We start from the raw sequence: 24660 nt of genomic DNA on the forward strand, positions 1-24660 counted from the left end.
AAAAAGATATGGTTTTTACTGCGTTATACTCTTCTAAATCTTAAACCAAAACAATGCCAAAAACGCAAAGTAACTATACTTTATTGTAAATTACTCAATTTCTGGGTCACTTTTTTCATAAAAACGTTATTTTTTATGAATGGTAGCAGTCCTCTGAATCCTCCCTGTATTTTCGTAACTTCGCAGAATTTTACAGCCACAATTAATAGCCCGAAAAGAGGGATTTTCATATGTCCAGTAAATATCGTGAATACAGTCAGCTGAATTTACCACAAATAGAACAGGATATACTGCAAGCATGGGATCAGCAGCAGATCTTCGAAAAAAGCGTCACCAATCGTGATGGGGCCGCGCCTTTCGTATTTTATGAAGGCCCGCCCAGTGCAAATGGATTACCGGGCATTCACCACGTGATCTCACGGGCCCTGAAAGATCTGGTATGCCGCTATAAAACCATGCAGGGTTTCCAGGTAAAACGCAAAAGCGGATGGGATACCCATGGTCTCCCTGTTGAATTGGGCGTGGAAAAGGCATTGGGTATCACGAAAGAAGATATTGGAAAAAAAATATCTATTGCAGAGTACAACGATACCTGTCGTAAAGAGGTATTAAAATATAAAGGAGAGTGGGAAAACCTGACCCGCAAAATGGGATATTGGGTAGACCTCCAGGACCCTTACATTACTTTCGATAATAATTATATAGAAAGCCTTTGGTGGTGTTTGCAACAACTTTACAAGAAGGGCTTCCTCTATAAAAGTGTAAGCATCCAGCCATATTCACCTGCTGCCGGCACAGGGCTTAGCTCTCATGAGCTGAACCAGCCCGGTACTTATAAAGATGTGAAGGATACTACTGTGGTGGCCATGTTTAAAGCCATCGCCGGAGAGAAATCGCAATTCTTATTTGATGCTGCCGGCTCTGAAGAAGTGTTCTTCATGGCCTGGACCACCACTCCCTGGACGCTTCCATCCAACCTCGGTCTTACTGTAGGCGCCAATATTGAATATGTATTGGTGAAAACCTTTAACCCATATACCCATCTGCCTATTAATGTGGTATTGGCGAAAGACCTCATGGGCAAATATTTCAAACCGGAAGGAGAGAATGGCGATTTTGCTGCCTATCAGCCGGATGACAAAATAATCCCCTGGACTGTACTGGCCTCCTTCAAAGGCAGCCAGCTGGAAAATATCCATTACGAACAACTGTTGCCATATGTTCAGCCGGAAGAGGGAGATCCCTTCCGCGTGCTGCTGGGAGATTTTGTGACCACGGAAGATGGTACCGGTATTGTTCATACCGCACCTGCTTTTGGTGCAGACGACAACCGCGTAGGTAAAAAATATGGTATCGGCATCCTCACACTGGTAGACAGACAAGGGAAATTCCTGGATTCCGTTGGGGAATTCGGAGGCCGTTATGTAAAAGATTATAAGAATGAACCCGGATATAAAGATGTTGATGTAGACATCGCCGTGAAACTGAAAAAGGAGAACCGGGCCTTCAAAGTTGAAAAATACGAGCACACCTACCCACATTGCTGGCGTACAGACAAACCAGTACTGTATTATCCACTGGATGCCTGGTTTATCAAAACCACTGCGGTGAAAGACCGGATGGTGGAACTGAACAAGACCATCAACTGGAAACCCGCCGCTACCGGAACAGGCCGTTTTGGTAACTGGCTGGAGAATATGGTGGATTGGAACCTGAGCCGCAGCCGGTACTGGGGAACCCCTCTGCCGATATGGCGTACAGAAGATGGTACGGAAGAGATCTGCATAGGCAGTATCGCTGAACTGAATGCTGGTATCCGTCTTGCAAATGAAGTGCTGGGAGGAGATGTGAACAAACATTACCTGCATGAAGGCATCCTGGACCTCCATAAACCTTATGTGGATGATATCATCCTCGTAAGTTCCACTGGCAAACCCATGCGCCGCGAGCCAGACCTGGTGGATGTTTGGTTTGACAGTGGGGCCATGCCTGTGGCGCAATGGCATTATCCCTTCGAGAATAAAGACACCATAGATAAAGGCCAGGCTTTCCCTGCTGATTTTATTGCTGAAGGCGTGGATCAGACCCGTGGATGGTTTTACACACTTCATGCCCTGGGGGTGATGCTGTTCGATAGCGTAGCTTATAAAACAGTGGTATCCAACGGTCTCGTATTAGATAAGAATGGCAACAAAATGAGTAAACGCCTCGGTAACGTGGTGAACCCTTTTGAAACCATCGATAAGTTTGGAGCAGATGCTACCCGCTGGTACCTGATCACCAATGCCTCTCCATGGGATAACATGAAGTTTGATGTGGAAGGCATTAAAGAGGTACAACGGAAACTGTTCGGTACATTATATAATACGTACAACTTCTTCGCGATGTATGCCAACCTGGATAATTTCAGGTTTAAGGAGGCATATATCCCATTGGAACAACGTCCGGAAATTGACCGGTGGATCATTTCCTCGCTCAATACCCTGGTAAGGCAGGTGAGCTCCAGCCTGGAGGAATATGAGCCAACGCAGGCCGGGCGTGCCGTTCAGGAATTTGTGGACGAACATCTCAGTAACTGGTATGTGCGTCTTTGCCGCCGCCGGTTCTGGAAAGGGGAGTATGAGCATGATAAGATCTGCGCATACCAGACCTTATATGAATGCCTTGAAAAAGTAGCCCGGCTGATGGCCCCGGTATCTCCTTTCTTTACAGACTGGCTGTACCGCAACCTGAATGAAGTAAGTGGCAGGCTGTCATCCGAATCCGTTCACCTGACAGATTTCCCGGTAGCAGATAATGCTGCGATAGACACAGACCTGGAAGAGCGGATGCAACTGGCGCAGGATATTTCATCATTGGTATTATCCTTGCGTAAGAAAATGAATATTAAGGTCCGTCAGCCACTTCAGAAGATCCTGATACCTGTGCTGAACCCTCATATGCGGGATCAGTTGACTTTGGTGGAACATTTGGTGAAAAGCGAAGTGAATGTGAAAAGTATTGAGTACCTTACGGAAACGGAAGGTTTCATCAAGAAAAAGATCAAGCCAAACTTTAAAACCCTGGGCAGCAGGATGGGAGCTAAGATGAAAGCAGTAGCTAACGCCATCAATGCATTTGCTCAACATGACATTGCCACGTTGGAAAAAGAAGGTGAATTTGGCTTAGTTATTGATTCTGAACGAGTTCCAATACTATTATCCGATGTCGAGATCATCTCGGAAGATATTCCGGGATGGACGGTAGCTAACAAAGGTTCGCTTACCGTGGCCTTAGATATTACAATTACTCCTGAATTACTGGACGAGGGTAATGCCCGTGAACTGGTTAACCGGATCCAGAAGATACGGAAGGATAGCGGATTTGAGCTAACTGACCGGATTTCGGTAAAAGTGGCAGATGTAGCGACTTTGAAAACGGCGATAATAAACTTTAATGACTATATTTGCACGGAAATTTTGGCAGATAGTTTGGATGTAGTGCCGCAATTACAGGAGGGCATTGAGGTAGAGGTCAACGATCTTAAGTTCAACGTATTAGTTAACAAAAAAAGCTAATCCCCATGGCAACAAAGAAGAAAGTTGCTAGTAAGACTACTAAAAAGGCGGTTCCGGCCAAAAAAGCTGTAGCTAAAAAGGCACCCGCTCCTGCTGCTAAAAAATCGGCTGCTAAACCGGCACCTGCTAAAAAAGCAGCTCCGGCGAAGGCGGCTCCTAAAAAAGCGGCATCAAAGGCAGCGGCAAAACCCGCTCCTAAGAAAGCCGTAGTAAACAAGGTAACGGCGAAAGCAGCGCCTGCAAAGGCTGCTCCGGCTAAAAAGCCGGCTGTAACTGCCAGTAAAAAGCCCGTTCCGGCTCCTAAAGCGCCAGTAAAGAAAGCAGTACCTCCTGCTCCGGCGCCTAAAGCCAAACCCGCTCCGGCAGCTACCACCAAGCCCGCAGCTAAATCACCAGCTGCTGCCCAACCGGTTATTTCTAAACCCGTAGAAAAAGTAGATATAATGCCAGCAAAGAATAAACAGGACAAACCAGAAAAGGAGACAGTTAAAAAATCCACTGTTGTGGAACCTGCTAAACGGCTTACGGAAAGACCGACTTCCAGAACTGCTTCTAAATCTTCAGGTGGCAGACCAGTGATGAAAACCGTCACTTATACCCCTGAGTTCACTAAATCCGTATTAGATCAGCCAGATGCACAGGTTGGTCCGATCTACCGTTACAGCGATAGCGAATTACAGGAGTTCAAAGAGATCATCCTGAAAAAGCTGGACGCTGCAAAAAAAGAACTCGTATATCTCCAGGGCCTGATCACCCGCAAGGATGAAGCCGGTACTGATGATACTGAAAATAAATACATGAGCATGGAAGATGGTGGCGGTTCCCAGGAGCGTGAGCAACTGAACCAAATGGCCAGCCGTCAGATCCAGTTCGTGGATCACCTGGAGAAAGCAATTGTGCGGATTGAGAATAAAACATACGGTATCTGCCGTGTTACAGGTAAGCTGATCGATAAAGCCCGCCTGAAAGCTGTGCCACATGCTACCTTAAGCATTGAGGCAAAGTTGTCCAAAAGCAAATAGTGAACAACTATATAATTGTAAATGGCTGTCCGATAAGCGGGCGGCCATTTTTTTATAGGGGAAAAAGAAGCAGTATCCTATCTGCCATGAGGCCATGATCACAAGGAATACCAATGCCTGCTACCGTTTCCAGCATATAGGTCGGCCAAAATTACAATCTGTAAGGCCGGGAGACCCCGGCCCTTTAAACTAAATGTGAAATTGATCATTCGTAAAGCATAAAACCCCTCAACGAGATATAGGGAGTTGATCAATCTACAATGGAAATCTTTGCTCAGGCGGATGCCTCTTCACTGTTTTCATGCCTCTTTTTCAACAGCGCAAAAAAAGATCTGTGCGCATCTTTAAGCATATCTTCCAGATCTTCCGATGAAGAAGATCCACTGAATTCTTTCTCCGCATCCTTTACCAGCTCCCGTATTTCTGATAAAGACAAATGTTTACTCCTGCTGATCTCTAATGGAATAGATCTGAATGTGGCAATGATCTTTTCGTCATTGGCCAGGTCAATTGCTTCGTGCAATCGCTCCCGCATAGTCTTTACTTTCATGATTTTCATTTTTACGAATGTAGAAGTCTAAACGAGAAACACCATGAAAACACAGCAACACTTTGTTAAGTGAAACCGATACTTTATCGGAGTTTAAAACAAAAAAAATGCTCCCCGGCAAAACGCCGGGAAGCACTCAGGGTATTCCTTGGATGATAATCTTTATGCAGGCTTTAACGCTTTCACATCCACATCATCACTATCCGTTTCAAAAGCCTTTTTAATTTGTTTCGCTGCTAAATAAACGAGCCCTGCTGTTGCTACCGCGGCCAGGCTTCCTATCCCGATATTCCGCATCAGCTTTTTGCTTGGCCAGCGGTTGCTCCTCCGTGCCGCGCTCCCTGCCTGTGCAATATCCAGCAAAGGTGCCATACATATATCTTCTATAACCTTGTCCGCCATGGTTTCCACTTCCACAAATTGTGGATGATATGCCACACCAACCCCTGCTTCCTGCAACATAACGCGGTCGCTTTCACCGTTCCCCACATAGATCACATTCTGTGGAGAGATGTGGTATTTGTCTGAAATATATTTCAGGATATTGCTCTTATCGTAAGTAGCGGAAGGATTACCTCCATCCATGAAATATTCAGGGATCGTTAGTTCGCCTGTAGACACGCTGTGGATCAGGTGCAGCCGGTTAGCAAATGCAAAATCAGCGCCCAGTTTATTCTTCATATGATTTGCCACACACTCAAAACCATCTGTGATAAAACCGCACACATAACCGCGTTTCTTTAATTCACGGATCACATGCCGGATATCCGGTGTTACCGGAATACTGTCTGCCACTTCCAGCAGTTCAGCCAGGTTGCGGCCCTGGAACAGCGCTGCAGAACGTTCCAGCCTGACAACCGGATCTGAATAATGCTCCAGGATCTGGTACAATGCATCCTCTTTATCAAATGCCAGTGCAGCGAGGTAGGTGTAATTTTGGGTGAATACCGTTTCGTCCAGGTTAAAGATCACCATCTTCTGCAACTTGTCTATAGACTCCAGGATGGAGAACTCCATCTGCTCACGGATGATGTTGATATTACCCAGTGTTTCCAGGTTCTGCACCGGAATGCTTTCTGCTTTACGCAAAATGGTGCGGGACACTTCCCGGCTCATTTTACTAAGCTGCTCCCATGTTTGCATAGCGTTTTCCAGCTTGCCGATATTCACTTCCCGAATGCGCGCCTGTAATAAATGCATATCTATCAGCAGGCCGATATCAACACCATAATCATTTTCAAAATGCACCTGCTTCAGCAAAGATTTCCGTGCAGCGATCATGCCACTCAGCGGTTGCTGGAAATGTGAAAGATCGGGAAACAGAATGCTCAGCAACGGTTTGGCAACTAACTGTGTTACCCTGCCTGCCTGCCGTTCAAAATATGATTTGGTAAAATCTGCTTCATCATTCACAATCGAATCTGTCAGCAGCTCCACCAGGTTTTCCGGATACGTGAGGATGTCGCCGTCCACATACATAATAATATCATGTTTGGCGGCCATCATGCCTTCCCGCATAGAAATGCCTTTACCGCGCTGACTGCTTGTGATCACACGCACTTTCTCTTTCAGCGCTTCCTCAACGGTATTATCTGTTGAATTATCATCCACTACTATGATCTCAATAGCACGTGCCGTTTTTTTGATCACCTTGATCACCTGTCTGATAGTAGCCCCTTCGTTGAGTACTGGTATAATTACGGAAATCATAGGTCTCAATGATTTTTAATGAAGAAATAAGGTACCTCCTAGCTCCAAAAATGATACCATAAAAAAAGGCATTCTGCCTGCAACAGAATGCCTTTTTAATGTTGTGTATTTTTTTATACTATTTAAATTCCTGCATTTCTACCAGCTTTTTGTAGATACCGTTGTTGGTCAGTAGCTGGTCGTGCTGCCCTCTTTCCATGATCTCACCCTTATCCATAACAATTATTTCATGAGCATGCTGGATAGTGGAAAGCCGGTGTGCGATCACAATGGTGGTGCGATTCTGCATCAGTTTGTCCAACGCCTCCTGCACCAGCTTTTCGGATTCTGTATCCAATGCAGAAGTAGCTTCATCCAATATCAGGATCGGTGGATTTTTAAAGATGGCCCGCGCAATGGTGAGCCGTTGACGCTGACCACCACTGAGTTTGCTGCCTCTGTCCCCGATGGAGGTATCATAACCATTTTCCAGGTGTGTGATGAACTCATGCGCATTGGCAATTTTCGCTGCTTCTATCACCTTAGCAGGGTCTGCATCTGTTTGTCCGAATGCGATGTTGTTGAACACACTGTCATTGAACAATATAGCTTCCTGCGAAACGATGCCCATCAATTGCCGCAGGTCCTGCAATTTAAGATCACGTACATCTTTTCCATCTATCGTGATCTTTCCTTCACTCGCATCATAGAAACGCGGAAGCAGATCTGCCATGGTAGATTTACCGGCACCGCTTTTTCCTACCAATGCAATCATCCTTCCTTTTTCAATAGTCAGATTAATATCCCTTAATACATATTGTTCATCATACTTGAAAGAGAGGTTTTGATAAGAGATATTATCCTTAAAGGCAGACACAGCTATAGCGTCAGCTTTATCCTGGATCTCCACCGGTTCATCCAATACATCAAAGATGCGCTCACCTGCAACCAGGCCTCTTTGCATAGAGGTGAATGCAGCAGAGATATTCTTTGCGGGTTGAAGGATGGTGAAGTATAATCCCAGGTACATGATGAAAGTGCCCGGTTTAATTTCTCCGGTTTCCAGTACCATATAGCCACCCACCAGCACAAGGAAAACCACTAAGATCACACCCAATGCTTCTGAAATAGGCGAAGCCAGTTCACGCTGATTATAGATGGCTTTGCTTAAACGGGTAAATGCATGGGTGATGGCACCAAATTTCTGCTGCATATATTTCTGTGCCGTAAAACTCTGAATGATACGTACACCACCCAGTGTTTCTTCGGACACATTCAGCATTTTTCCTAACATCTCCTGGCTGTAGTAACCTTTCTTGCGCAGCTGTTTTGAAATATAAGAGATCAGCAGGCCGGACAATGGAAAGAATATCAGGGTGAATAAAGTAAGCTTCAGCGATATGTAGAACAGCGCAATGAAAGTGCCGATAATGATGAGCGGATCACGCAATAGTACCTGTATCGAGTTAGCAATGATGTATTCTACTTCAGATACATCATTCGTCATAACAGACAACAGATCTCCTTTACGGCGTTTATTGAAAAAAGAAAGGGATTGTGTGGTTGCCTGTTCGTATAATTTATTCCGCATCCTTTCCAGTATGTTCATCCGTAACCGGATCATTACCCGCATGCCCAGGTAACGGGCAGTATTAGTAATTACTGTAGCAGCCCCGATAATAGCACACACAAATCCCAAAGCATTTAACTTACCATATACATCGCTGATCTGGAGGAAGTAGTATTGGAACAGATCCGTAAAATAGCCAACGGTCAGGGAGAATTCAGGCATAGCAGGTACCTCCGTTTTTTCCGTACTGAATAGCACATCCAGCAAGGGAGCCAGCATGGCAAAATTCACCAGTCCGAATATGATCCCGATGATAGAATAGATCAGGTATTCCGGTAAATAATGGTGCAAGGGCTTCACAAATGCCAGCAAACGCTTAAAAGTCTTCATTCCTGTTAATTGATGATCTGCAAAAGTACATTAAAAGCGGGGCGGATAACCATATAAAATGGTTAATTTTGAGCGGATTCCCATGGAGGGGCGTTCAGCTTAAATTGAGTAAAATGCAAGAAACAAAAAGGCAAAAGCAGGTAGGGCAACTCGTGCAGGAGGAATTGAGTGATATATTCATGCGTATGGGGTTCAACGTTACAGAGGGAGGTATGATCTCCATCTCTTCCGTGAAAATGACGCCAGACCTGCTGGAGGCAAGGGTATATTTAAGCATGTTCCAGATCAAATCCCCGGAAGAGATGCTGGAAAAGATCAATGAGCGGATGGGTGAGATCAGGGGAGCACTGGGTAACAGGGTAGCCAAACAATTACGCCGCGTGCCTTACATCAATTTCTTCCTGGATGATACGCTGGATCATGTGTTCAAGATGGAGGAACTCTTTAAGAAGATCAACGAGGATAAAGACAAGAAGTAAATTACAACATGATCTGGCAGTTCGCACTTCGTTATTTCCGGGCCCGCAAATCCACCAGCGCCATCAATATTATTGCATGGGTAAGCGTGGGGGCAATTGCAGTAGGTACTGCCGCCTTGATCACAGTGCTGAGTGTTTTCAATGGCTTTACCGGGCTTGTTAAATCACTCTATTCTTCTTTTTACCCCACACTCAAAGTAGCGCCGGCTACCGGCAAAACCATTATACTAACTGCCAGCCAGCTCAAAGAAATAGCAGCTATCCCGGGCGTGGCACATTATTCACAGTCCATCGAAGAAAAGGCCGTACTGCGTTTTGGCAATGAACAAACCATTGCCGTACTGAAAGGAGTGGACACTGCATTCAGATCTGTAGCCGGTTTGCAGGACAAGATCGTGCGGGGCCGGTTTGACCTTAGCCATGAAAATGGCTACCAGGCCATATTTGGAATGGGAATAGAAACTGCGTTGGGTGTGGATGTGGAACATAGCCTGGTACCCGTGAACGTATATATGCCTAAAAGGGATGCTAACAGTAACCTCAATGCGGCACTTCCTGAACAGGCCCTGAATACCGGGGTGATCTATCCTGTAGGCACTTTTGCCATCCAGCAGGAGTTTGACAGCAAATACATCCTCACAGATATCAGCTTCCTGCGCAACTTATTGAACATGAGCCCCGGGGAAATGTCTTCCCTGGAATTATCCGTGAAGCCGGGGTATTCGGAAAAGAAGGTGAAGCGGAAAGTGCAGGAATTACTGGGAGATACGGTAAAAGTGCTCACCCGTGTGGAACAGAATGCCACCATATATAATATTATGCAAACTGAAAAGTGGGTGGTGTATGTGTTCCTGAGCTTTATCCTGGTAATTGCCGCTTTCAACATGATCGGCTCATTATCTATGCTGGTGATAGAAAAGCAGAAGGACATTACCATCCTGAAAGCCATGGGCAGCCGCAATAGTCTTATTCAGCGGATCTTTCTAACGGAAGGATTGATCATAGCAGGGGCTGGCAGCGTCATCGGGTTTAGCCTGGCTATCACCATTTGTTTATTGCAGCAGCATTTTGGCCTGGTAAAGCTGGGAGGCGGTTCTTTTCTGATAGATGCTTTCCCCGTGGAGATGCACTTAGATGATTTTATCCTGGTGAGTGTAACCATCCTCGTTATAGGGGTGCTGGCCAGTTGGTATCCGGCCAAAAGGGCTGCCAGCCAGGAAATAGCACTAAAAGCCACTTAAAATATAAAGGCGCCGTATCAATTGACACGGCGCCTTTTTTTATACTTACTGTAAGGTTTAATAATCACCCAGTGTTTCCGGCAATTGCGCCAGGGCTTTCGCTAATTGCTCATCATTAGGAGCAATGCCATGCCATTCATGGGAACCTTCCATGAAATCAACGCCTTTACCCATGCCCGTTTTCATGATAATTACAATAGGCTGGCCTTTGCCGGCAAGGCTTTTCGCCTTTTCCAGGGTAGCTACCACTTCATCCACATCATTACCGTTATCCAGATTCAGTACAACCCAGCCAAAAGAGGTGAATTTAGCACCAAGGTCACCCAGGCTCATTACTTTATCTGTAGGGCCATCGATCTGTTGACCATTATAATCCACAGTTGCGATCAGGTTGTCCACTTTATGATGCGCTGCAAACATAATGGCTTCCCAGTTCTGACCTTCTTCCAGTTCACCATCTCCGTGAAGGGAATATACCAGTTTGCTGTCTTTATTGAGTTTTTTAGAGAGGGCTGCACCCAGTGCAACACTCATGCCCTGGCCGAGGGAGCCACTGGCAATACGAACACCGGGAAGATGTTCATGTGTGGTGGGATGCCCCTGAAGGCGGGAATTGAGTTTCCGGAAAGTAGCCAGTTCCGCTTTGGGGAAATAGCCGGAATGCGCCAGTGCACTGTAATACACAGGAGAAATGTGACCATTGGAGAGGAAGAAAAGGTCCTGGTCTTTACCGTCCATATCAAATGGTTCGGGATGATGTTCCATCACCTTGAAAAACAAGGCCGTAAAATAATCCGTACAGCCCAGGGATCCTCCGGGATGTCCGCTTTGTACAGCATGTACCATCCGTACAATGTCCCGCCTGATCTGCGTGGCTATATCTTTCAGTTCTGGCATGATAATTGGCATTTTATAAGCCGCAAAAGTAATAAGAAATTGCCCAGATTCTCAGCGTATTCCGCGTTTTTTTAGAAGAATGGCTAAAAACCATAGTTTTTATAAAATGTTGATACGCATATCACTGAATTTAATATCTTTGCACCACAACCCCCCGTATGGAGAATGTAATTATCGCGACTGTCCTGAGTTTCGTTATAACCTATTTTGCCATACCCGTTTTAATCCGGGTGGCAGAATTGAAACATCTATATGACGAACCAGACGAGCGCAAATCGCATAAATCCCGTATCCCCACGCTCGGTGGATTGGGTTTCTTTGCCGGCTTTGTGCTGGCAACACTGGTTTGCGCCCCTTCGCAGCAAACTTTCCCTCTTCAATATCTTGTTGCGGCTTTCTTTGTCATTTTCATCGTAGGTATGAAAGATGATATCACCGGCCTTTCCCCGGTTAAGAAACTGGTAGGTCAGCTGGTGGCTGCTTTTGCAATCATTTACCTGGGTAACCTCCAGATCCGCAATATGTATGGCATGTTCGGCATCGAAACATTACCATACCACTTCAGCCTTTTACTTACCTATTTCACTTTTATCGTAGTGATCAACGCCTTCAACCTGATCGATGGTATCGATGGGCTGGCGGGTAGTATCGGCATGCTGGTTTCCGCAGTGCTGGGTGCTTACTTCCTTTATGTGAATGAGGTTACTTTTGCCGTAATGGGATTCAGTCTCGCTGCAGGCCTGGCCGCATTCCTGATCTTCAATATCACCCCGGCGAAAATATTCATGGGAGATACCGGTTCACTTTTAGTGGGTCTGGTGAACGCAACCCTGATCGTTAAATTCATTGAAATTGCAGGTAACCCGGTGGGCAAAATGCCGCTGGAGGCAGTTCCTGCTATCGCATTTGCCATCCTGATCATTCCTTTGTTTGATACCTTAAGGGTATTTGCCATCAGGATGAGCCGCGGCAGATCTCCTTTTACCGCAGACAGGCACCATATTCATCATTACATGCTGGCCCTGGGGCTTTCGCACCGCCAGGCAACATTGGTGGCCGTGGTGTTCAATGCAGGTTTTATCACTTTAGCCTTTTCCTTACAAAGTATAGGTACAACTTACCTCATGGGCCTGATCGGCTCACTGGCCTTAGGGTTCACCGCTATACTTTTCGTGTTGAAGAAACGGAAAGAAACACCGAAACCGGCTGTGGTATTAGCGGAAGAAGTAGAAGTGGCGCCAGCCATTACTAAACCTAAGATTCTGCGTATCAATACAGAAGGAATGTTACAGGACAAGTAATATTGCCACCTGTATAAACTCCATTTACTTTTTCTATCCTGGCTCATCCTTTGATGATTAAAAGATTTCATGTAGGTTTGCATGCACTTTAAGTATTATTTCTTATGCAAGACGAACTTAATTTAATCCTGGAGGATGCAAAGGAAACCATGCAGCATTCAATTTCGCACCTGGAAACCGAGCTCACCAAAATAAGGGCTGGTAAAGCGAATACGCAGATCCTGGATGGTATTTATGTTGATTACTATGGTGCTCCCACTGCTTTGAACCAGGTTGCAAATGTGAGTGTGGCCGATGCCCGTACCCTCACCATCCAGCCCTGGGAAAAGAACATGCTTCAACCTATTGAACGCGCTATCATTGCTTCCAATATTGGCCTCAATCCGCAGAACGATGGTATCATCATACGCCTTTTCCTGCCTCCGCTTACAGAAGAACGCCGTAGAGAACTCGTGAAAAAAGTGAATGGTGAAGGAGAACATGGAAAGGTAGCTATCCGGAATATCCGCAGAGATGCTATCGAATCTATCAAGAAATTACAGAAAGACGGACTGAGTGAAGATATTGCGAAGGACGCTGAAGCGGATGTACAGGAGCTGACGGATAAATTCATCCAGATAATAGACAAGCATTGCGCAGCTAAGGACAAAGAGATTATGGCTATTTAAGCCCTCGGGTATAAAGATCTGCAGGAGGCTGTTTCTTAAAGGGAACAGCCTCTTTTTATTTACGGTTCACCAGGTAAACGCCGCCCATGATCCCAAATAAACACAATACCTGCAGCACATTGATTACCTCACCGGCTAATAAACCCCAGCCTATAGCTACTATAGGTAAACCATAAGTGACCATGGAAGCAAAAATAGTTCCGGCAGACCTGATCAGCTGGTAGAAAAGTATAGAAGCAATACCTGTTCCCATTACACCTAATAATACACTCGCACCAAGGCTCATCCAGGGTTTATCATCTCCCTGGAATAAAGAGAAGAAATTACCGGATAACAAGATAGGCAAGGCAAACACGGCCATAAAGAAAAGAGAGATGGATACCAGGTGCATAGAGGCATGCCCTTTCAGGTAATGATGCACAATAGTAATGTTCAACCCATAACAGGCTGTAGCCAGTACTACAAAGAAGCCATAGTACCAGTATTCATTTGTATTGATCCCTTTGGCAAGGAATAAACAGATCACCCCAACAAAACCTATCGCAAGGCCTATCAGTTGCCTTTTTGCTACAGGAGCGCGAAAGATCACCAGCCCAAAGAATAAGGCAAATACCGGTGTGAAAGAATTAAGCATACCTGCCAGCGAACTGTCTATCCTCGTTTCCGCAATGCAGAACAGGTAAGCGGGGATACCATTACCCAACAGGCCGGAAACAATGATCAGGGGAAGTTTACTTTTAGGCACTTCGCGTATCGCTTTCAGGAAAAAAGGAAGTAATGCCAGACCACCTGAAATAAGCCTCAGGCTTGCTACCTGGTAAGGGTTAAAGGATTCCAGACCCAGCTTCATCAGTATGAAAGAGCTGCCCCAGGTAAGGGACAGGAGCAGAAAGATCCCCCAGTTTAATAAGCGTTGGTCCATAGGGCCGTAAAGATACCGAATCCCGGTATGCTAAATAAATTTGCTTAAATTTAATAAAGATCTTACGCGTATGCCTACTGTAAAACTCTCATCAATAGCCACTACGGCCCCACAGAAGTTCGGGAAGGAGCAAACCAAAGAGCAGTTCAGAAGGATCCAGGGTGAACTGGACGACTTGCAAAATCTCCTCTACGCTGAACATAAACATAGTTTATTGGTTGTATTACAGGGAATGGATGCCAGCGGTAAAGATGGCGTGATCCGTAATGTGTTTGGTATGATGAACCCGATGGGGGTACAGGTGCAGCCTTTTAAAGCACCTACGGAAGAACAGATGGACCATGATTTCCTGTGGCGGATACATCAGCATGCACCCGCTAAGGGAATGATCCAGGTATTCAACCGCTCCCATTATGAGGATGTATTGGTGCAACGTGTGCATAAATGGGTAGATGAAAAAACGATCAAAAGAAGATTTGATGCCATCAATGATTTTGAGAAACTGCTGACGGAACATAACGATACCCACATTCTGAAATTCTATTTACACGTTTCACCGGAAGAACAAAAACAACGGCTCACAGAACGTACGCAGGACCCAACAAAAATGTGGAAGTACAACGAAAAAGATTTTGCAGAAGCTAAACTCTTTAAAACATACTGGAAAGCATATGAAGATGTATTCCGGCAGTGCGATAAAGTGCCCTGGATCATTGTACCGGCAGATCAGAACTGGTATAAGGAATACGTGGTGGCTAAAACGGTAAGGGATACACTAAGATCATTGAAGATGAAGTTCCCTAAATTGCCGGTACCAAAAAATAATGAGGATAACCAAGCGTAAATTATTAATATCGCGGTTAGTATATACCATTCATTATTTCTTAACACTAAATTTTAGCGTATGTCTTTTTTCAGTGAATTTAAAGCCTTTGCCATGAAAGGCAATGTGATCGATCTCGCAGTGGGTGTTGTGATCGGCGCTGCTTTCGGAAAGATTGTAGGTTCTCTTGTTGATGCGATCATTATGCCATTGGTAGGAATCCTGATCGGTGGATTTGATTTCAAAGGCCTGATGATCAAAGTGGGAACTGCCGAAGTGAAATACGGTATGTTTCTCCAGGCAACGGTAGAATTCATAATAGTAGCCTTCGCTATCTTTCTCCTCGTAAGGGCTATTAACCGGCTGAAAAAACCAGAAGAACCCGTAGCACCTGCAGGCCCCACCACAGAAGAGAAATTGCTGATGGAGATCCGCGATGCCATTAAACAAAAATAATTCAACCTTGTTAAGATAGACGGTTGGCCGGGCAACGGCCAACCGTTCACTATTTAATCTATATAACCAATTTGAGAATGAAGAAGTTTTATTTAGCTGTTACCCTGTGCCTGCTGACCTTTGGATCCATACAGGCGCAAGACAATAGTATGAAGAAAGTAAGAGAAGAAGCAGCAGCCAAGATTAAGAATGCAGAGAAAGATACCACTGGCAGATTATGGAAGAAGGGAGGCAATTTTGGCCTCATGTTCAACCAGGGATCTTTAACGAACTGGGCAGCAGGTGGTGATAAACTATCACTCTCCCTGCTCGGTACCTTAAACGCTTTCGCGAATTATAAAAAAGGAAAACACTCCTGGGATAATAATATTGACCTTGCTTACGGTTATGTGAACACCACCAGCCTTGGCAGCCGTAAAAGTGACGACCGGATTGATATGACCTCCAAATACGGGTACGAAATAGGAAAACACTGGTACCTGGGCGCTTTATTCAACCTCAGAACGCAGTTTGCAAATGGTTACCTGTATCCGGCAGACACTACCAGGCAACTGACATCTAAGTTCTTTGCTCCTGCATATATCGTACTGTCCCCGGGTATTGATTATATGCCCAATAAGGAGTTTTCATTGTTCATGTCCCCCATCACTGCCCGCTGGGTAGTAGTGATGGACGATACCCTGTCTGCCAAAGGGGCCTATGGTGTGGATACCGGGAAACATGTAAAAGGGGAGTTCGGTGCTTACCTGGCCGCCACCTGGAACAAGGAAATTGTGAAGAACATCACATTCCGCTCAAAACTGGAGCTTTTTTCCAATTACAAACATAATCCACAGAATATAGACGTATTCTGGACCAATACCCTGGCCCTGAAAGTGAACAAATGGATCAGTGCCAATGTGAATGTAGATATGATCTACGATGATGATGTGAAGGAGTTTGAAAATACCAAAACCGGCGTAAAAGGCCCCCGGCTACAAATAAAACAGGTGCTGGGCATAGGTCTTACCGCTAAATTCTGATTCAGGGGATTTTCCTTATTTTTGATAAACCTGTCGGGCCTACCGGCAGGTTTTTATTATTTAATTATGGCTAACGACCAAGAGATATACAAGATCAAATTAGCCCAGTTCGAGGGGCCGTTCGATCTGTTGCTTTTCTTTATTGAAAGAGATGAACTGGATATTTATAATATCCCTATCACCAGTATTACCAACGACTTCCTGGATTATATCCACCATCTTGAAACACTGAACATTGAGCTGGCCAGTGAATTCATCCTCTTCATTTCCACCCTGATGCGGATCAAGGCAAAAATGCTGATCCCCCGCAAAGAGCTGGACGAAGCGGGTAATGAAATTGACCCCCGTATGGAACTGGTAGATAAGATCCTGGAATACAAACGTTTCAAACAGGCAGCCGCAGAACTGGCGGAGAAAGAGGCGGACCGTATGCTGCAGATGAAACGGGGTAATATTGCCCGGGAATTGGCCATCATTGGAGAAGTGACCAGCGAAGGCACTGAGGTACAGACCCTTACGCTTTTCAAACTTACCAAAACCTTTGAAAAGATCATGCAGCGGGTCAAGGAACGTAACAATAAACCCCAGCACGTGGTATATAAATATGACTATACCATGGAAGGCTCCCGGGAATATATGCTGGACCTGGCACGCACAGAAAGAACCATGGCCTTTGAAAAGATCTTCGATCATTGTAAAGACCGGGTACATGCAATATTCCTGTTCCTGGGTATGCTGGAACTGGTGCAGGCCAGGTTCCTCAGTATTATGGTAGGCGAAGGACGGAATAACTTTATCATCGATTATGTTGATCCTTCTGAAAGACCGGAAGGAGAACCAGTAGTATTCGAAGAATAAATAAAATGGCAGAAAAGAAAGAACATATAGAGATCGTTTCTCTACCGGAATATGCACAAAGTGCAGAGGAAACCGCAGATTTCAGCGTATCCACCCTTTGCGGTATGGGGCCCAATTTCTTTGAACACCAGGAAGCTCCCCACCGGCATAACTTTTATACCATTTACTGGATTAAAAAAGGGCAGCTCACACATACCATCGATGCCGTTACACATGTGGTAAAGGACAATACCCTGTTCTTCCTGGCCCCCGGTCAGGTACACCAGATGAACTTCTCTGAGAAAGTGGATGGCTATATGATCGCTTTTCACGATTCCCTCATGTGCCCCAGCGACCAGTCCAAAATGTCCCTGGTCAGGAACCGCCTTTTTGTGAACGATCATTTCAGCTCTGTGATCCATATTGCCAGCAAATCAGATGAATCTGAACTGGAATGGATGGTAGGGCGCATGATGCAGGAAGTGGAAAATAAACAACCTAACTACGAAGTAGCCTTTCAAAACCTGTTGCAATACTTCCTCGTAGTGGCCTCCCGTAATGCGCCGCAGCCTATTTCCGTAATTCCGGAATACCACGCTAAACATAACAGCGCCCTGTTCATCAACTTCAAATCCCTCATTGAGGAAAAATACCAGCAGTTGAAAAACGTGTCCGACTATGCCGCCCTGCTGCATATCAAGCCCGTACTGCTCAATGAGATCAGCAAACAACTGTCCGGCATTACTGCAGGAGAGCATATCCGCAACCGCGTGATCCTGGAAGCCCAGCGCCTGTTATATAATACAGACCTTACCGCCAAAGAGATCGCCTATAAACTGGGTTTTGACGATCCGCACTACTTCTCCCGGTTCTTTAAGAAATACACCAACCAGTCGCCCTCAGAGTTTAAAGAGCTGGCGAAAGTTCCTGTAAATCAATAATTTAATTGGAAAGGGTAAAAATGTCCACCTTTTAAAGTGTTCTATCCATTTCAGTTAGATGTTGTAACATGTAATTTTGTGTTGTCTTTAAAAGGAGAACACACAAATGACAACCTTCAAAAAAGTAGCACGTATTTACCAGGGCGCACAATCACATATGGTTGGCGATGGATTTAAAGTGCAGAACCTTTTCCCGAATGGCAATCGCAGCCTGGAAAAGCAGTTAAGCCCTTTCTTCCTGCTGGACTATGCGGCCCCCAGCTACTTTCCTCCATCAGACAAACCCCGTGGTGTGGAAGAACATCCGCACCGTGGATTTGAAACCGTAACAATTGCTTACCAGGGTGCACTGGAACATCGTGATTCCGGTGGAAATGCAGGTAAAATTGCCGCAGGTGATGTGCAATGGATGACTGCAGCTTCCGGTGTGGTGCATGAAGAAAAGCATGAAACGGAATTCACAAAGAACGGCGGCGTCCTTGAAATGGTACAGCTCTGGGTGAACCTTCCCAAAGCGCATAAAATGGATCCGCCCCGCTACCAGAACCTGGAGAAAAAAGATATCCCTGTAGTGGACTTGGGCGAAGAAAGTTATCTGCGCATTATTGCCGGAGATTATAATGGACAAAAAGGCGCCGCAAAAACTTTTAGCCCGGTGAACTTGTTCGATATACAATTAAAGGCAGGTAAAACAATAACACTGCATTTACCGGAGGGTTATACCACAGGCATCGTTGCCCTGAAAGGTGAAGCCCGCTTCAATGATACACATACAGCAAAGGGAGTGGAGATCGCCGTGTTTGAAACAGCCGGTGAAACCATTACCATCACAGCACTCACAGATACCAGCCTGCTGGTGTTGAACGGGGAGCCTTTGAACGAAGCCATCTTCGCATATGGGCCCTTTGTAATGAATACGAAAGAAGAGATCATACAGGCTGTTGAAGATTACAACAACGGCAAAATGGGCTCACTGAACTAAGACCAATAAACACTAATCATTCATAAAAAATTAAAACTACAAACAAATGGCAACCTGGAAAATTGATGCGCTGCATAGCGAAATAGAATTTAAAGTAAAACACCTGATGATCACTAACGTGACCGGTTATTTCGGAGAATACGATGCTACCCTCAGCGGAGATAAGGATGATTTCAGCGATGCAAAGATCACTTTTGAATCAAACGTAAGCAGCATCAGCACCAAGAATACACAACGTGATGAACACCTGAAAGGCGAAGATTTCTTTGATGCGGCAAACCACCCTAAAATTACTTTTGCTTCTACCGAAGTAAAGAAGAAAGATGCTGAAAACTTTGTACTGAAAGGTGATCTGACCATCCGTGGTAATACCCGCCCCGTTGAACTGAACGTGGAATATACCGGGATTACAGTAGACCCTTATGGTCAAACCAAAGCCGGTTTTGAACTCACAGGTAAGATCAACCGTAAAGATTTCGGTTTAACCTGGACGGCTACTACAGAAGCCGGTGGATTAGTGGTAAGTGATGAAGTGCGCCTGATCGCTGCCGTGCAAATGATCAAACAAGCATAAGTAAACCAATCAATAGATACTACGGACCAATACCCGGCATAGAAGGTTAACGAGAGATAGGCTGGAAGCATGTGAGAAGGTTAAGAACTGCAGATGAGATACATGCCTGATGAAAGATTTTGTGGAATTAGTGCAGATGAATGTCTAGGGTTTTAGGTGAACCGGGCGATTTAATTCGCCCGGTTTTATTTATTAACAACGGGTTTACGATAATTCATTAATTTTAGACCTCTATCACTCACATTTCACCCATAAAAAATTTGAATCATGAAAAGATCCGCATCTGCCAATTGGAAAGGCACCGGTAAAGAAGGAAAAGGAACAGTTTCAACCCAAACAGGTGTATTGAGCAATACCCCCTATTCTTTCACCAGCCGTTTTGAAGATGGCGCAGGTACTAATCCTGAAGAACTGGTTGCTGCCGCACACGCAGGTTGCTTTACCATGAAGCTGAGCTTTGTTATTTCTGCAGCAGGTTTAACACCCGGTAACATTGATACAAAAGCTACCATCACTTTTGAGAATGGCGCTATCACTAACAGCCACCTGGAAGTAACTGCCAGCGTACCTGGTTTGGATGCTGAAAAATTTGCGGAATATGCAAAAGATGCAGAAGAGAATTGCCCTATCTCCAAACTGCTCAACACAAAGATCACTATGGATGCAAAGCTGGTGTAAACGAGCTTGCATACAAATATTTCAAAGGCCGGAAAGCAATGCTGACGGCCTTTGTTGTTGTAAAGACTTATAAGGAATAGTGCATGCTTTTGTCGAATTCGTCCATTGATAAAAGCGCTTGTTTGAAGGATCTTTGCAATAGAAAAACAAACAGGAGGATTTAAATATGAAAACAGTTATTCACCGCGGAAATACCCGCGGATTCGCAGATCACGGATGGTTGCAGTCTTATCACACCTTCAGCTTTGCAGGTTATTACAACCCCGAACGAATTCATTTCGGTGCATTACGCGTGCTGAACGATGATACTGTAAAAGGCGGCATGGGCTTCGGTGCACACCCCCACGATAATATGGAAATAGTAAGTATTCCTTTATCCGGCGCGTTGGAACATAAAGACAATACAGGCAGGCATAAGATCATCAATCAGCACGATGTGCAGATCATGAGTGCCGGTAAAGGTATACAACACTCAGAGTTTAACGCTTCCAAAACAGAAACCGTTAAATTCCTGCAGATATGGTTGTTTCCAAAAGTAAAAGATATTCAACCCCGCTACGATCAGAAAACATTTGACCCTGCTGACCGGCATAATAAATTGCAGTTAGTGGTAGCACCTGAAGAAAGTGAAGAAACACTCTGGATCAACCAGGATGCATGGTTCTCTCTCGGGCAGTTCGATAAAGGCCAGACCCTTACTTACAGCCCTAAATTAAAGGACAATGGTGCTTATCTTTTAGTGCTCAGCGGTAAGGTGAAAGTAGGAGATGAAATACTGGACAGCCGCGATGCTATAGCAGTTTCAGACTATGATAAACTGGACCTCAGCGTGCAGGAAGATGCTTCATTTTTGTTAATGGATATACCCATGGTTGCCTGACAAAAACAACAAACATCCGGTGAATAAAATCCCCGGATGTTTGTGCTTTGAAAGAGAAAAGTGTCGTAAATTAGAAGTGAAAGGGAAATCGATATGTTTATTTCAATTAAATCAATATATCATGGAAGTACCAACACAGACATCAGACCTGCAGGCACAGCTCCTCGCCTGGAGAGGAGAAGTTGACGAAGTCAGGAACAACATACGTTCCATGCGCAGCAGGTTGGAAGAAATAGTCCCACTCCAGGCAGACCCGGAAAGAATGGTGGGCATCGAGCACTTTCAAAACCAGTTTATCCGCCAGCTGGAAGTTGCAGACGAAATGTGTCATGATCTCAAACAATCGGCAAAAAGCATGGGTAACAACAACCCTGTTTTCATCCACCAGGACAGACCGATAGACGACTTCAATACCATGCAGGACCGTATGCAGGTTTTTCACAAACTACACGATGAATTAAAAGGGGAGTTCCACCAGTTCGAATCCTTCAAATAGGCTTTAGTCATTCATCTTTTTCAGGTTATCCTGGATCTTGTACAACATAGCATCCAGCTCTTTTGTACTTTCCTGTAACATCTGTAATAAACGGGTGTTGAGGGCAGGTTCGTTCTTATCCAGGTCCATCACGGAAACAATGCCCAGTATAGAAGCAACCGGCTTCCTGATATCATGTGAATTGATGCGGGCTATTTCCTGCAATACTTCATTCTGATGCTGTAGCTGGTTCACAAACTTTTTGCGTTCCGTAACATCCGTTTGGATAGATACAAATTTGAAAACATTCCCGTCTTCCTGCAGGATGGGTGTAACATCCATTTTTACCCAATAAGCTTCCCCATTCTTTTTATAGTTCACATATTCTTCAGAGAAGGGCTTTTTGCTGGCCATTTTTATATCTATCTCCTGCAAGGTATCCTTGTTGGAAGAAGGGCCGCTCAGCAGTTCCCTGGGCCGTCTTCCGAGAGATTCTATTAAAGTGTATCCCGTCTGTTGCACAAACCCTTCATTCACCCATTCAATTTCACCGGCAGCATTCGTGATCAGCACGGAACTGATTGTTTTGCTGGCCACCATAGACAATAACTCTATCTCATGTTTCTGCCGGGTATTGTCATCAATATCCTGCACCGCACCGATCATCCTTACCGGTTGTTTCTGATCATTATAGATAATGTACCCACGGTCGTTCACATATTTATACTGGCCATCCGCACAACGGAAACGGTATTCCTCTTCCCAGTTGATATCACCGTTACGCATGGCCTGTTCAACGGAAGTCATTACTTTACCGATATCATCCGGATGTACATTTTCCTTCCACCAGGCTCCGTTATGGAGGATATCTTCTTCCTTATATCCAAAAAGGGAAGCCGGCCCGTGATTGCGTGTCACGTGGTTGGTGGCAATGTCCCAGTAATAAATATAATCCTGGGTCACCTGTGCCAATAATTCATAGCGGGTTCCAATGTCTTTGGCCATAATAGTTGATCTGATTTCGGCATCCACATCAATTGCCATAACAATACGGGCATCCCGTCCTCTATACTTTGTACTGTGTGAATAGATCTCTACTGCAAATACTTCCTGGTTCTTTTTCCGATGCTGCCAGATGCCGCGGTAAGCAATATGTTGAATCGTTTTTTTTACATCTTCCAGGATCTGTGGAATGGTAGACGGATCGCGGATATCCAGGATACTCATCTGCTGAAATTCTTCGCTGCTGTATCCATACTTCTGAATAGCAGCATTGTTCACTGCCAGGAATCGCAAAGTCTTCCAATCATAGATCCACATGGGTACCGGATGTTCATAAAACAACTGCCGGTACTGTTCTGAATGTTTAATGTTCTTTCTGAAGTCCTTTCTAACGAGCACGTAAATAAAAACAGCCGAGCCGGCAATAAAGAACGCATGCAACAAATACTGGAGCAAAGCGAGGTTAACTGAGGGGAACCGTGCTGCGAGAGAAAGCCAAATCCAGCTATAGCAGCTTGTCCATACCAATCCCAGGAGGAGATAAAGACTTGCTGCTTTAGAGCAGTATAGCTCATCGCATTAATTTGAAATCAATTTATGGAAATTTGGCGGACTGGCCAATTTCTACCATTCCAATGTTACCTGGTCACTTTGTGCGTAACCTGTACAGGTGAGGATTAAACCCTGGGCCAGTTCTTTATCCGTAAGTACTTCATTTACAGACATCCATACCTTACCCCCGGTACATTTTGCAATGCAGGAACCGCAAACACCGCCCTTACAACTATAAGGCAGGTGTACATCCTGCCGTAAAGCAGCATGCAGTATACTCTCATTTCCAGGCACTTCCAATACCTGTTCCTTCCCTTTCATATTAAGTAATACCCGCTTGATACTTGTATCCTGCGGTATTTGAATACGGGCAATTTTTGCTTCCGTGTTCACCACAAAATTCTCCTTATGGATATGTGCTGGGCTAAAACCCAAAAACACCAGGGTGAATTGCACCATGCGCATGTATTCTGCAGGGCCGCAAAGGAAGAACTGTGCCAGTTCGGGATCGTATTTCAGGTGTTTGGGAGCTATCATTTCCAGCAGGCTGTTGCTCATCCGGCGGAACATGCCGGTTGCTTCCTCAGGATCGCTGAACAGCCACAAAATAGTCAGGCGTTCCGGATACTGTTGCTGCAGGGCCAGGATCTGCTGATAGAAAATGGTATTTGCGCTATTACGGGTACTATAGATGAGGGTGATATGCGCAGCTGTCTCCGATTTCAAAGCATGTTTCAAAATGGAGAAAAGAGGCGTGATGCCGCTGCCGGCCGCTACGAGGAACAGGTCGCGTTTTATAACCGGCATACTTTCCAGGGTAAAACGGCCGGAAGGTAATAGGGAGGTTACAATCTCGCCGATCTGCCAATGCCGGATGATATGACGGGATACTTCCCCATTCGTGACCCTTTTAATGGTTACAGCGGGATGAGGATCTATGCCGGGGGTGGAACTTAAAGAATAGGACCGGCGGATCTCTTTGCCATGCAGGGTGATCAGGAACGTGAGGAACTGGCCTGCCTGGTAAAGAACAGGTTTACCATCAACTGCTTCAAACCGGTAAGTGAAAGTATCCGGGGTTTCCGGTATAATGGCGGTAATACGTAATTGTATATACAGGTTGTTCATGATGGAAAACGGCCACCGGTATTC

At 45.1% G+C, this 24660-nt stretch carries 23 protein-coding genes; 16 read left to right on the forward strand and 7 right to left on the reverse strand.

Features of this window, described 5'->3' with window-relative positions; genetic code table 11:
- Nucleotides 1-230: 230 nt before the first annotated feature.
- The gene (ileS, locus tag AAHN97_RS26415; RefSeq protein WP_343305077.1) at nucleotides 231-3557 is read left to right on the forward strand and encodes an isoleucine--tRNA ligase; all 3327 of its coding nucleotides are present in this window, start codon (nucleotides 231-233) and stop codon (nucleotides 3555-3557) included.
- Nucleotides 3558-3562: 5 nt separating this feature from the next.
- Nucleotides 3563-4579 (forward strand): TraR/DksA family transcriptional regulator, encoded by a 1017-nt coding sequence (locus AAHN97_RS26420; protein WP_343305078.1) that lies wholly within the window; start codon nucleotides 3563-3565, stop codon nucleotides 4577-4579.
- Between the two features lie 274 nt (nucleotides 4580-4853).
- Here the strand turns inward: AAHN97_RS26420 and AAHN97_RS26425 are convergent, their stop codons facing one another.
- The 3 genes from AAHN97_RS26425 to AAHN97_RS26435 form a co-directional block, all read right to left on the reverse strand.
- The gene (locus tag AAHN97_RS26425) at nucleotides 4854-5129 is read right to left on the reverse strand and encodes a hypothetical protein (protein WP_343305079.1); all 276 of its coding nucleotides are present in this window, start codon (nucleotides 5127-5129) and stop codon (nucleotides 4854-4856) included.
- Between the two features lie 162 nt (nucleotides 5130-5291).
- A complete protein-coding gene (locus AAHN97_RS26430) occupies nucleotides 5292-6839 on the reverse strand; it encodes a glycosyltransferase (RefSeq protein ID WP_343305080.1) in 1548 nt (515 codons plus the stop codon).
- 118 nt (nucleotides 6840-6957) lie between these two features.
- Nucleotides 6958-8778 carry an ABC transporter ATP-binding protein gene (locus tag AAHN97_RS26435; RefSeq protein WP_343305081.1) on the reverse strand — a complete coding sequence of 607 codons (1821 nt, stop codon included), beginning with the start codon at nucleotides 8776-8778 and terminating at the stop codon, nucleotides 6958-6960.
- Between the two features lie 113 nt (nucleotides 8779-8891).
- Between AAHN97_RS26435 and rbfA the strand changes: the two genes are divergently transcribed.
- Nucleotides 8892-9257 carry a 30S ribosome-binding factor RbfA gene (gene rbfA, locus AAHN97_RS26440; protein WP_074241188.1) on the forward strand — a complete coding sequence of 122 codons (366 nt, stop codon included), beginning with the start codon at nucleotides 8892-8894 and terminating at the stop codon, nucleotides 9255-9257.
- A gap of 8 nt (nucleotides 9258-9265) precedes the next feature.
- Entirely contained in the window at nucleotides 9266-10498 is a 1233-nt protein-coding gene (locus AAHN97_RS26445) for an ABC transporter permease (RefSeq protein WP_343305082.1), read from the forward strand.
- 57 nt (nucleotides 10499-10555) lie between these two features.
- On the opposite strand, the gene AAHN97_RS26450 is transcribed toward AAHN97_RS26445, so the two are convergent.
- Nucleotides 10556-11395: a transketolase gene (locus AAHN97_RS26450; RefSeq protein WP_343305083.1), complete on the reverse strand. Its 840-nt coding sequence runs from the start codon at nucleotides 11393-11395 to the stop codon at nucleotides 10556-10558.
- Nucleotides 11396-11625: 230 nt separating this feature from the next.
- On the opposite strand from AAHN97_RS26450, the gene AAHN97_RS26455 reads away from it, so the two are divergent.
- Together AAHN97_RS26455 and frr are read left to right on the forward strand one after the other, a co-directional pair.
- Nucleotides 11626-12696 (forward strand): MraY family glycosyltransferase, encoded by a 1071-nt coding sequence (locus tag AAHN97_RS26455; RefSeq protein ID WP_343308288.1) that lies wholly within the window; start codon nucleotides 11626-11628, stop codon nucleotides 12694-12696.
- Nucleotides 12697-12800: 104 nt separating this feature from the next.
- Nucleotides 12801-13364, forward strand: coding sequence for a ribosome recycling factor (gene frr / locus AAHN97_RS26460; protein ID WP_343305084.1), 564 nt, complete (start codon nucleotides 12801-12803; stop codon nucleotides 13362-13364).
- 55 nt (nucleotides 13365-13419) lie between these two features.
- Here the strand turns inward: frr and AAHN97_RS26465 are convergent, their stop codons facing one another.
- Complete coding sequence (locus AAHN97_RS26465; protein WP_343305085.1) at nucleotides 13420-14286, reverse strand: DMT family transporter; 867 nt, start codon at nucleotides 14284-14286, stop codon at nucleotides 13420-13422.
- Between the two features lie 70 nt (nucleotides 14287-14356).
- On the opposite strand from AAHN97_RS26465, the gene AAHN97_RS26470 reads away from it, so the two are divergent.
- The 10 genes from AAHN97_RS26470 to AAHN97_RS26515 all read left to right on the forward strand — a co-directional run bounded on the left by AAHN97_RS26470 (nucleotide 14357) and on the right by AAHN97_RS26515 (nucleotide 21975).
- Nucleotides 14357-15130, forward strand: a complete 774-nt coding sequence (locus tag AAHN97_RS26470; RefSeq protein WP_343305086.1) for a PPK2 family polyphosphate kinase — start codon at nucleotides 14357-14359, stop codon at nucleotides 15128-15130.
- A 60-nt stretch (nucleotides 15131-15190) separates the two neighbouring features.
- Nucleotides 15191-15565 carry a large-conductance mechanosensitive channel protein MscL gene (mscL, locus tag AAHN97_RS26475; protein ID WP_343305087.1) on the forward strand — a complete coding sequence of 125 codons (375 nt, stop codon included), beginning with the start codon at nucleotides 15191-15193 and terminating at the stop codon, nucleotides 15563-15565.
- 77 nt (nucleotides 15566-15642) lie between these two features.
- Complete coding sequence (locus tag AAHN97_RS26480; RefSeq protein ID WP_343305088.1) at nucleotides 15643-16587, forward strand: DUF3078 domain-containing protein; 945 nt, start codon at nucleotides 15643-15645, stop codon at nucleotides 16585-16587.
- A 66-nt stretch (nucleotides 16588-16653) separates the two neighbouring features.
- Nucleotides 16654-17445, forward strand: a complete 792-nt coding sequence (locus AAHN97_RS26485) for a segregation and condensation protein A (RefSeq protein WP_074241172.1) — start codon at nucleotides 16654-16656, stop codon at nucleotides 17443-17445.
- A gap of 5 nt (nucleotides 17446-17450) precedes the next feature.
- Complete coding sequence (locus tag AAHN97_RS26490; protein WP_343305089.1) at nucleotides 17451-18365, forward strand: helix-turn-helix domain-containing protein; 915 nt, start codon at nucleotides 17451-17453, stop codon at nucleotides 18363-18365.
- A gap of 106 nt (nucleotides 18366-18471) precedes the next feature.
- Nucleotides 18472-19347, forward strand: a complete 876-nt coding sequence (locus tag AAHN97_RS26495) for a pirin family protein (RefSeq protein WP_343305090.1) — start codon at nucleotides 18472-18474, stop codon at nucleotides 19345-19347.
- A gap of 46 nt (nucleotides 19348-19393) precedes the next feature.
- Nucleotides 19394-19921, forward strand: coding sequence for a YceI family protein (locus AAHN97_RS26500; RefSeq protein ID WP_343305091.1), 528 nt, complete (start codon nucleotides 19394-19396; stop codon nucleotides 19919-19921).
- Between the two features lie 267 nt (nucleotides 19922-20188).
- Nucleotides 20189-20599, forward strand: coding sequence for an OsmC family protein (locus tag AAHN97_RS26505; protein WP_074241164.1), 411 nt, complete (start codon nucleotides 20189-20191; stop codon nucleotides 20597-20599).
- A 166-nt stretch (nucleotides 20600-20765) separates the two neighbouring features.
- Nucleotides 20766-21479 carry a pirin family protein gene (locus AAHN97_RS26510; RefSeq protein ID WP_343305092.1) on the forward strand — a complete coding sequence of 238 codons (714 nt, stop codon included), beginning with the start codon at nucleotides 20766-20768 and terminating at the stop codon, nucleotides 21477-21479.
- 121 nt (nucleotides 21480-21600) lie between these two features.
- Nucleotides 21601-21975, forward strand: a complete 375-nt coding sequence (locus AAHN97_RS26515) for a hypothetical protein (RefSeq protein ID WP_343305093.1) — start codon at nucleotides 21601-21603, stop codon at nucleotides 21973-21975.
- A gap of 3 nt (nucleotides 21976-21978) precedes the next feature.
- Here AAHN97_RS26515 and AAHN97_RS26520 read toward each other — a convergent pair whose 3' ends face one another.
- A complete protein-coding gene (locus tag AAHN97_RS26520) occupies nucleotides 21979-23412 on the reverse strand; it encodes a PAS domain-containing protein (RefSeq protein WP_343305094.1) in 1434 nt (477 codons plus the stop codon).
- A gap of 168 nt (nucleotides 23413-23580) precedes the next feature.
- Complete coding sequence (locus AAHN97_RS26525; protein ID WP_343305095.1) at nucleotides 23581-24636, reverse strand: ferredoxin--NADP reductase; 1056 nt, start codon at nucleotides 24634-24636, stop codon at nucleotides 23581-23583.
- Nucleotides 24637-24660 lie beyond the last annotated feature (24 nt).

Origin of the sequence: Chitinophaga niabensis (assembly GCF_039545795.1) — a bacterium.
Taxonomy (GTDB): Bacteria; Bacteroidota; Bacteroidia; order Chitinophagales; family Chitinophagaceae; genus Chitinophaga; species Chitinophaga niabensis_B.

Coding starts and splice junctions, on each gene's coding strand:
- ileS (WP_343305077.1), top strand. CDS start 231: ATGTCCAGTAAATATCGTGAATACAGTCAGCTGAATTTACCACAAATA.
- AAHN97_RS26420 (WP_343305078.1), top strand. CDS start 3,563: ATGGCAACAAAGAAGAAAGTTGCTAGTAAGACTACTAAAAAGGCGGTT.
- AAHN97_RS26425 (WP_343305079.1), bottom strand. CDS start 5,129: ATGAAAGTAAAGACTATGCGGGAGCGATTGCACGAAGCAATTGACCTG.
- AAHN97_RS26430 (WP_343305080.1), bottom strand. CDS start 6,839: ATGATTTCCGTAATTATACCAGTACTCAACGAAGGGGCTACTATCAGA.
- AAHN97_RS26435 (WP_343305081.1), bottom strand. CDS start 8,778: ATGAAGACTTTTAAGCGTTTGCTGGCATTTGTGAAGCCCTTGCACCAT.
- rbfA (WP_074241188.1), top strand. CDS start 8,892: ATGCAAGAAACAAAAAGGCAAAAGCAGGTAGGGCAACTCGTGCAGGAG.
- AAHN97_RS26445 (WP_343305082.1), top strand. CDS start 9,266: ATGATCTGGCAGTTCGCACTTCGTTATTTCCGGGCCCGCAAATCCACC.
- AAHN97_RS26450 (WP_343305083.1), bottom strand. CDS start 11,395: ATGCCAGAACTGAAAGATATAGCCACGCAGATCAGGCGGGACATTGTA.
- frr (WP_343305084.1), top strand. CDS start 12,801: ATGCAAGACGAACTTAATTTAATCCTGGAGGATGCAAAGGAAACCATG.
- AAHN97_RS26465 (WP_343305085.1), bottom strand. CDS start 14,286: ATGGACCAACGCTTATTAAACTGGGGGATCTTTCTGCTCCTGTCCCTT.
- AAHN97_RS26470 (WP_343305086.1), top strand. CDS start 14,357: ATGCCTACTGTAAAACTCTCATCAATAGCCACTACGGCCCCACAGAAG.
- mscL (WP_343305087.1), top strand. CDS start 15,191: ATGTCTTTTTTCAGTGAATTTAAAGCCTTTGCCATGAAAGGCAATGTG.
- AAHN97_RS26480 (WP_343305088.1), top strand. CDS start 15,643: ATGAAGAAGTTTTATTTAGCTGTTACCCTGTGCCTGCTGACCTTTGGA.
- AAHN97_RS26485 (WP_074241172.1), top strand. CDS start 16,654: ATGGCTAACGACCAAGAGATATACAAGATCAAATTAGCCCAGTTCGAG.
- AAHN97_RS26490 (WP_343305089.1), top strand. CDS start 17,451: ATGGCAGAAAAGAAAGAACATATAGAGATCGTTTCTCTACCGGAATAT.
- AAHN97_RS26495 (WP_343305090.1), top strand. CDS start 18,472: ATGACAACCTTCAAAAAAGTAGCACGTATTTACCAGGGCGCACAATCA.
- AAHN97_RS26500 (WP_343305091.1), top strand. CDS start 19,394: ATGGCAACCTGGAAAATTGATGCGCTGCATAGCGAAATAGAATTTAAA.
- AAHN97_RS26505 (WP_074241164.1), top strand. CDS start 20,189: ATGAAAAGATCCGCATCTGCCAATTGGAAAGGCACCGGTAAAGAAGGA.
- AAHN97_RS26510 (WP_343305092.1), top strand. CDS start 20,766: ATGAAAACAGTTATTCACCGCGGAAATACCCGCGGATTCGCAGATCAC.
- AAHN97_RS26515 (WP_343305093.1), top strand. CDS start 21,601: ATGGAAGTACCAACACAGACATCAGACCTGCAGGCACAGCTCCTCGCC.
- AAHN97_RS26525 (WP_343305095.1), bottom strand. CDS start 24,636: ATGAACAACCTGTATATACAATTACGTATTACCGCCATTATACCGGAA.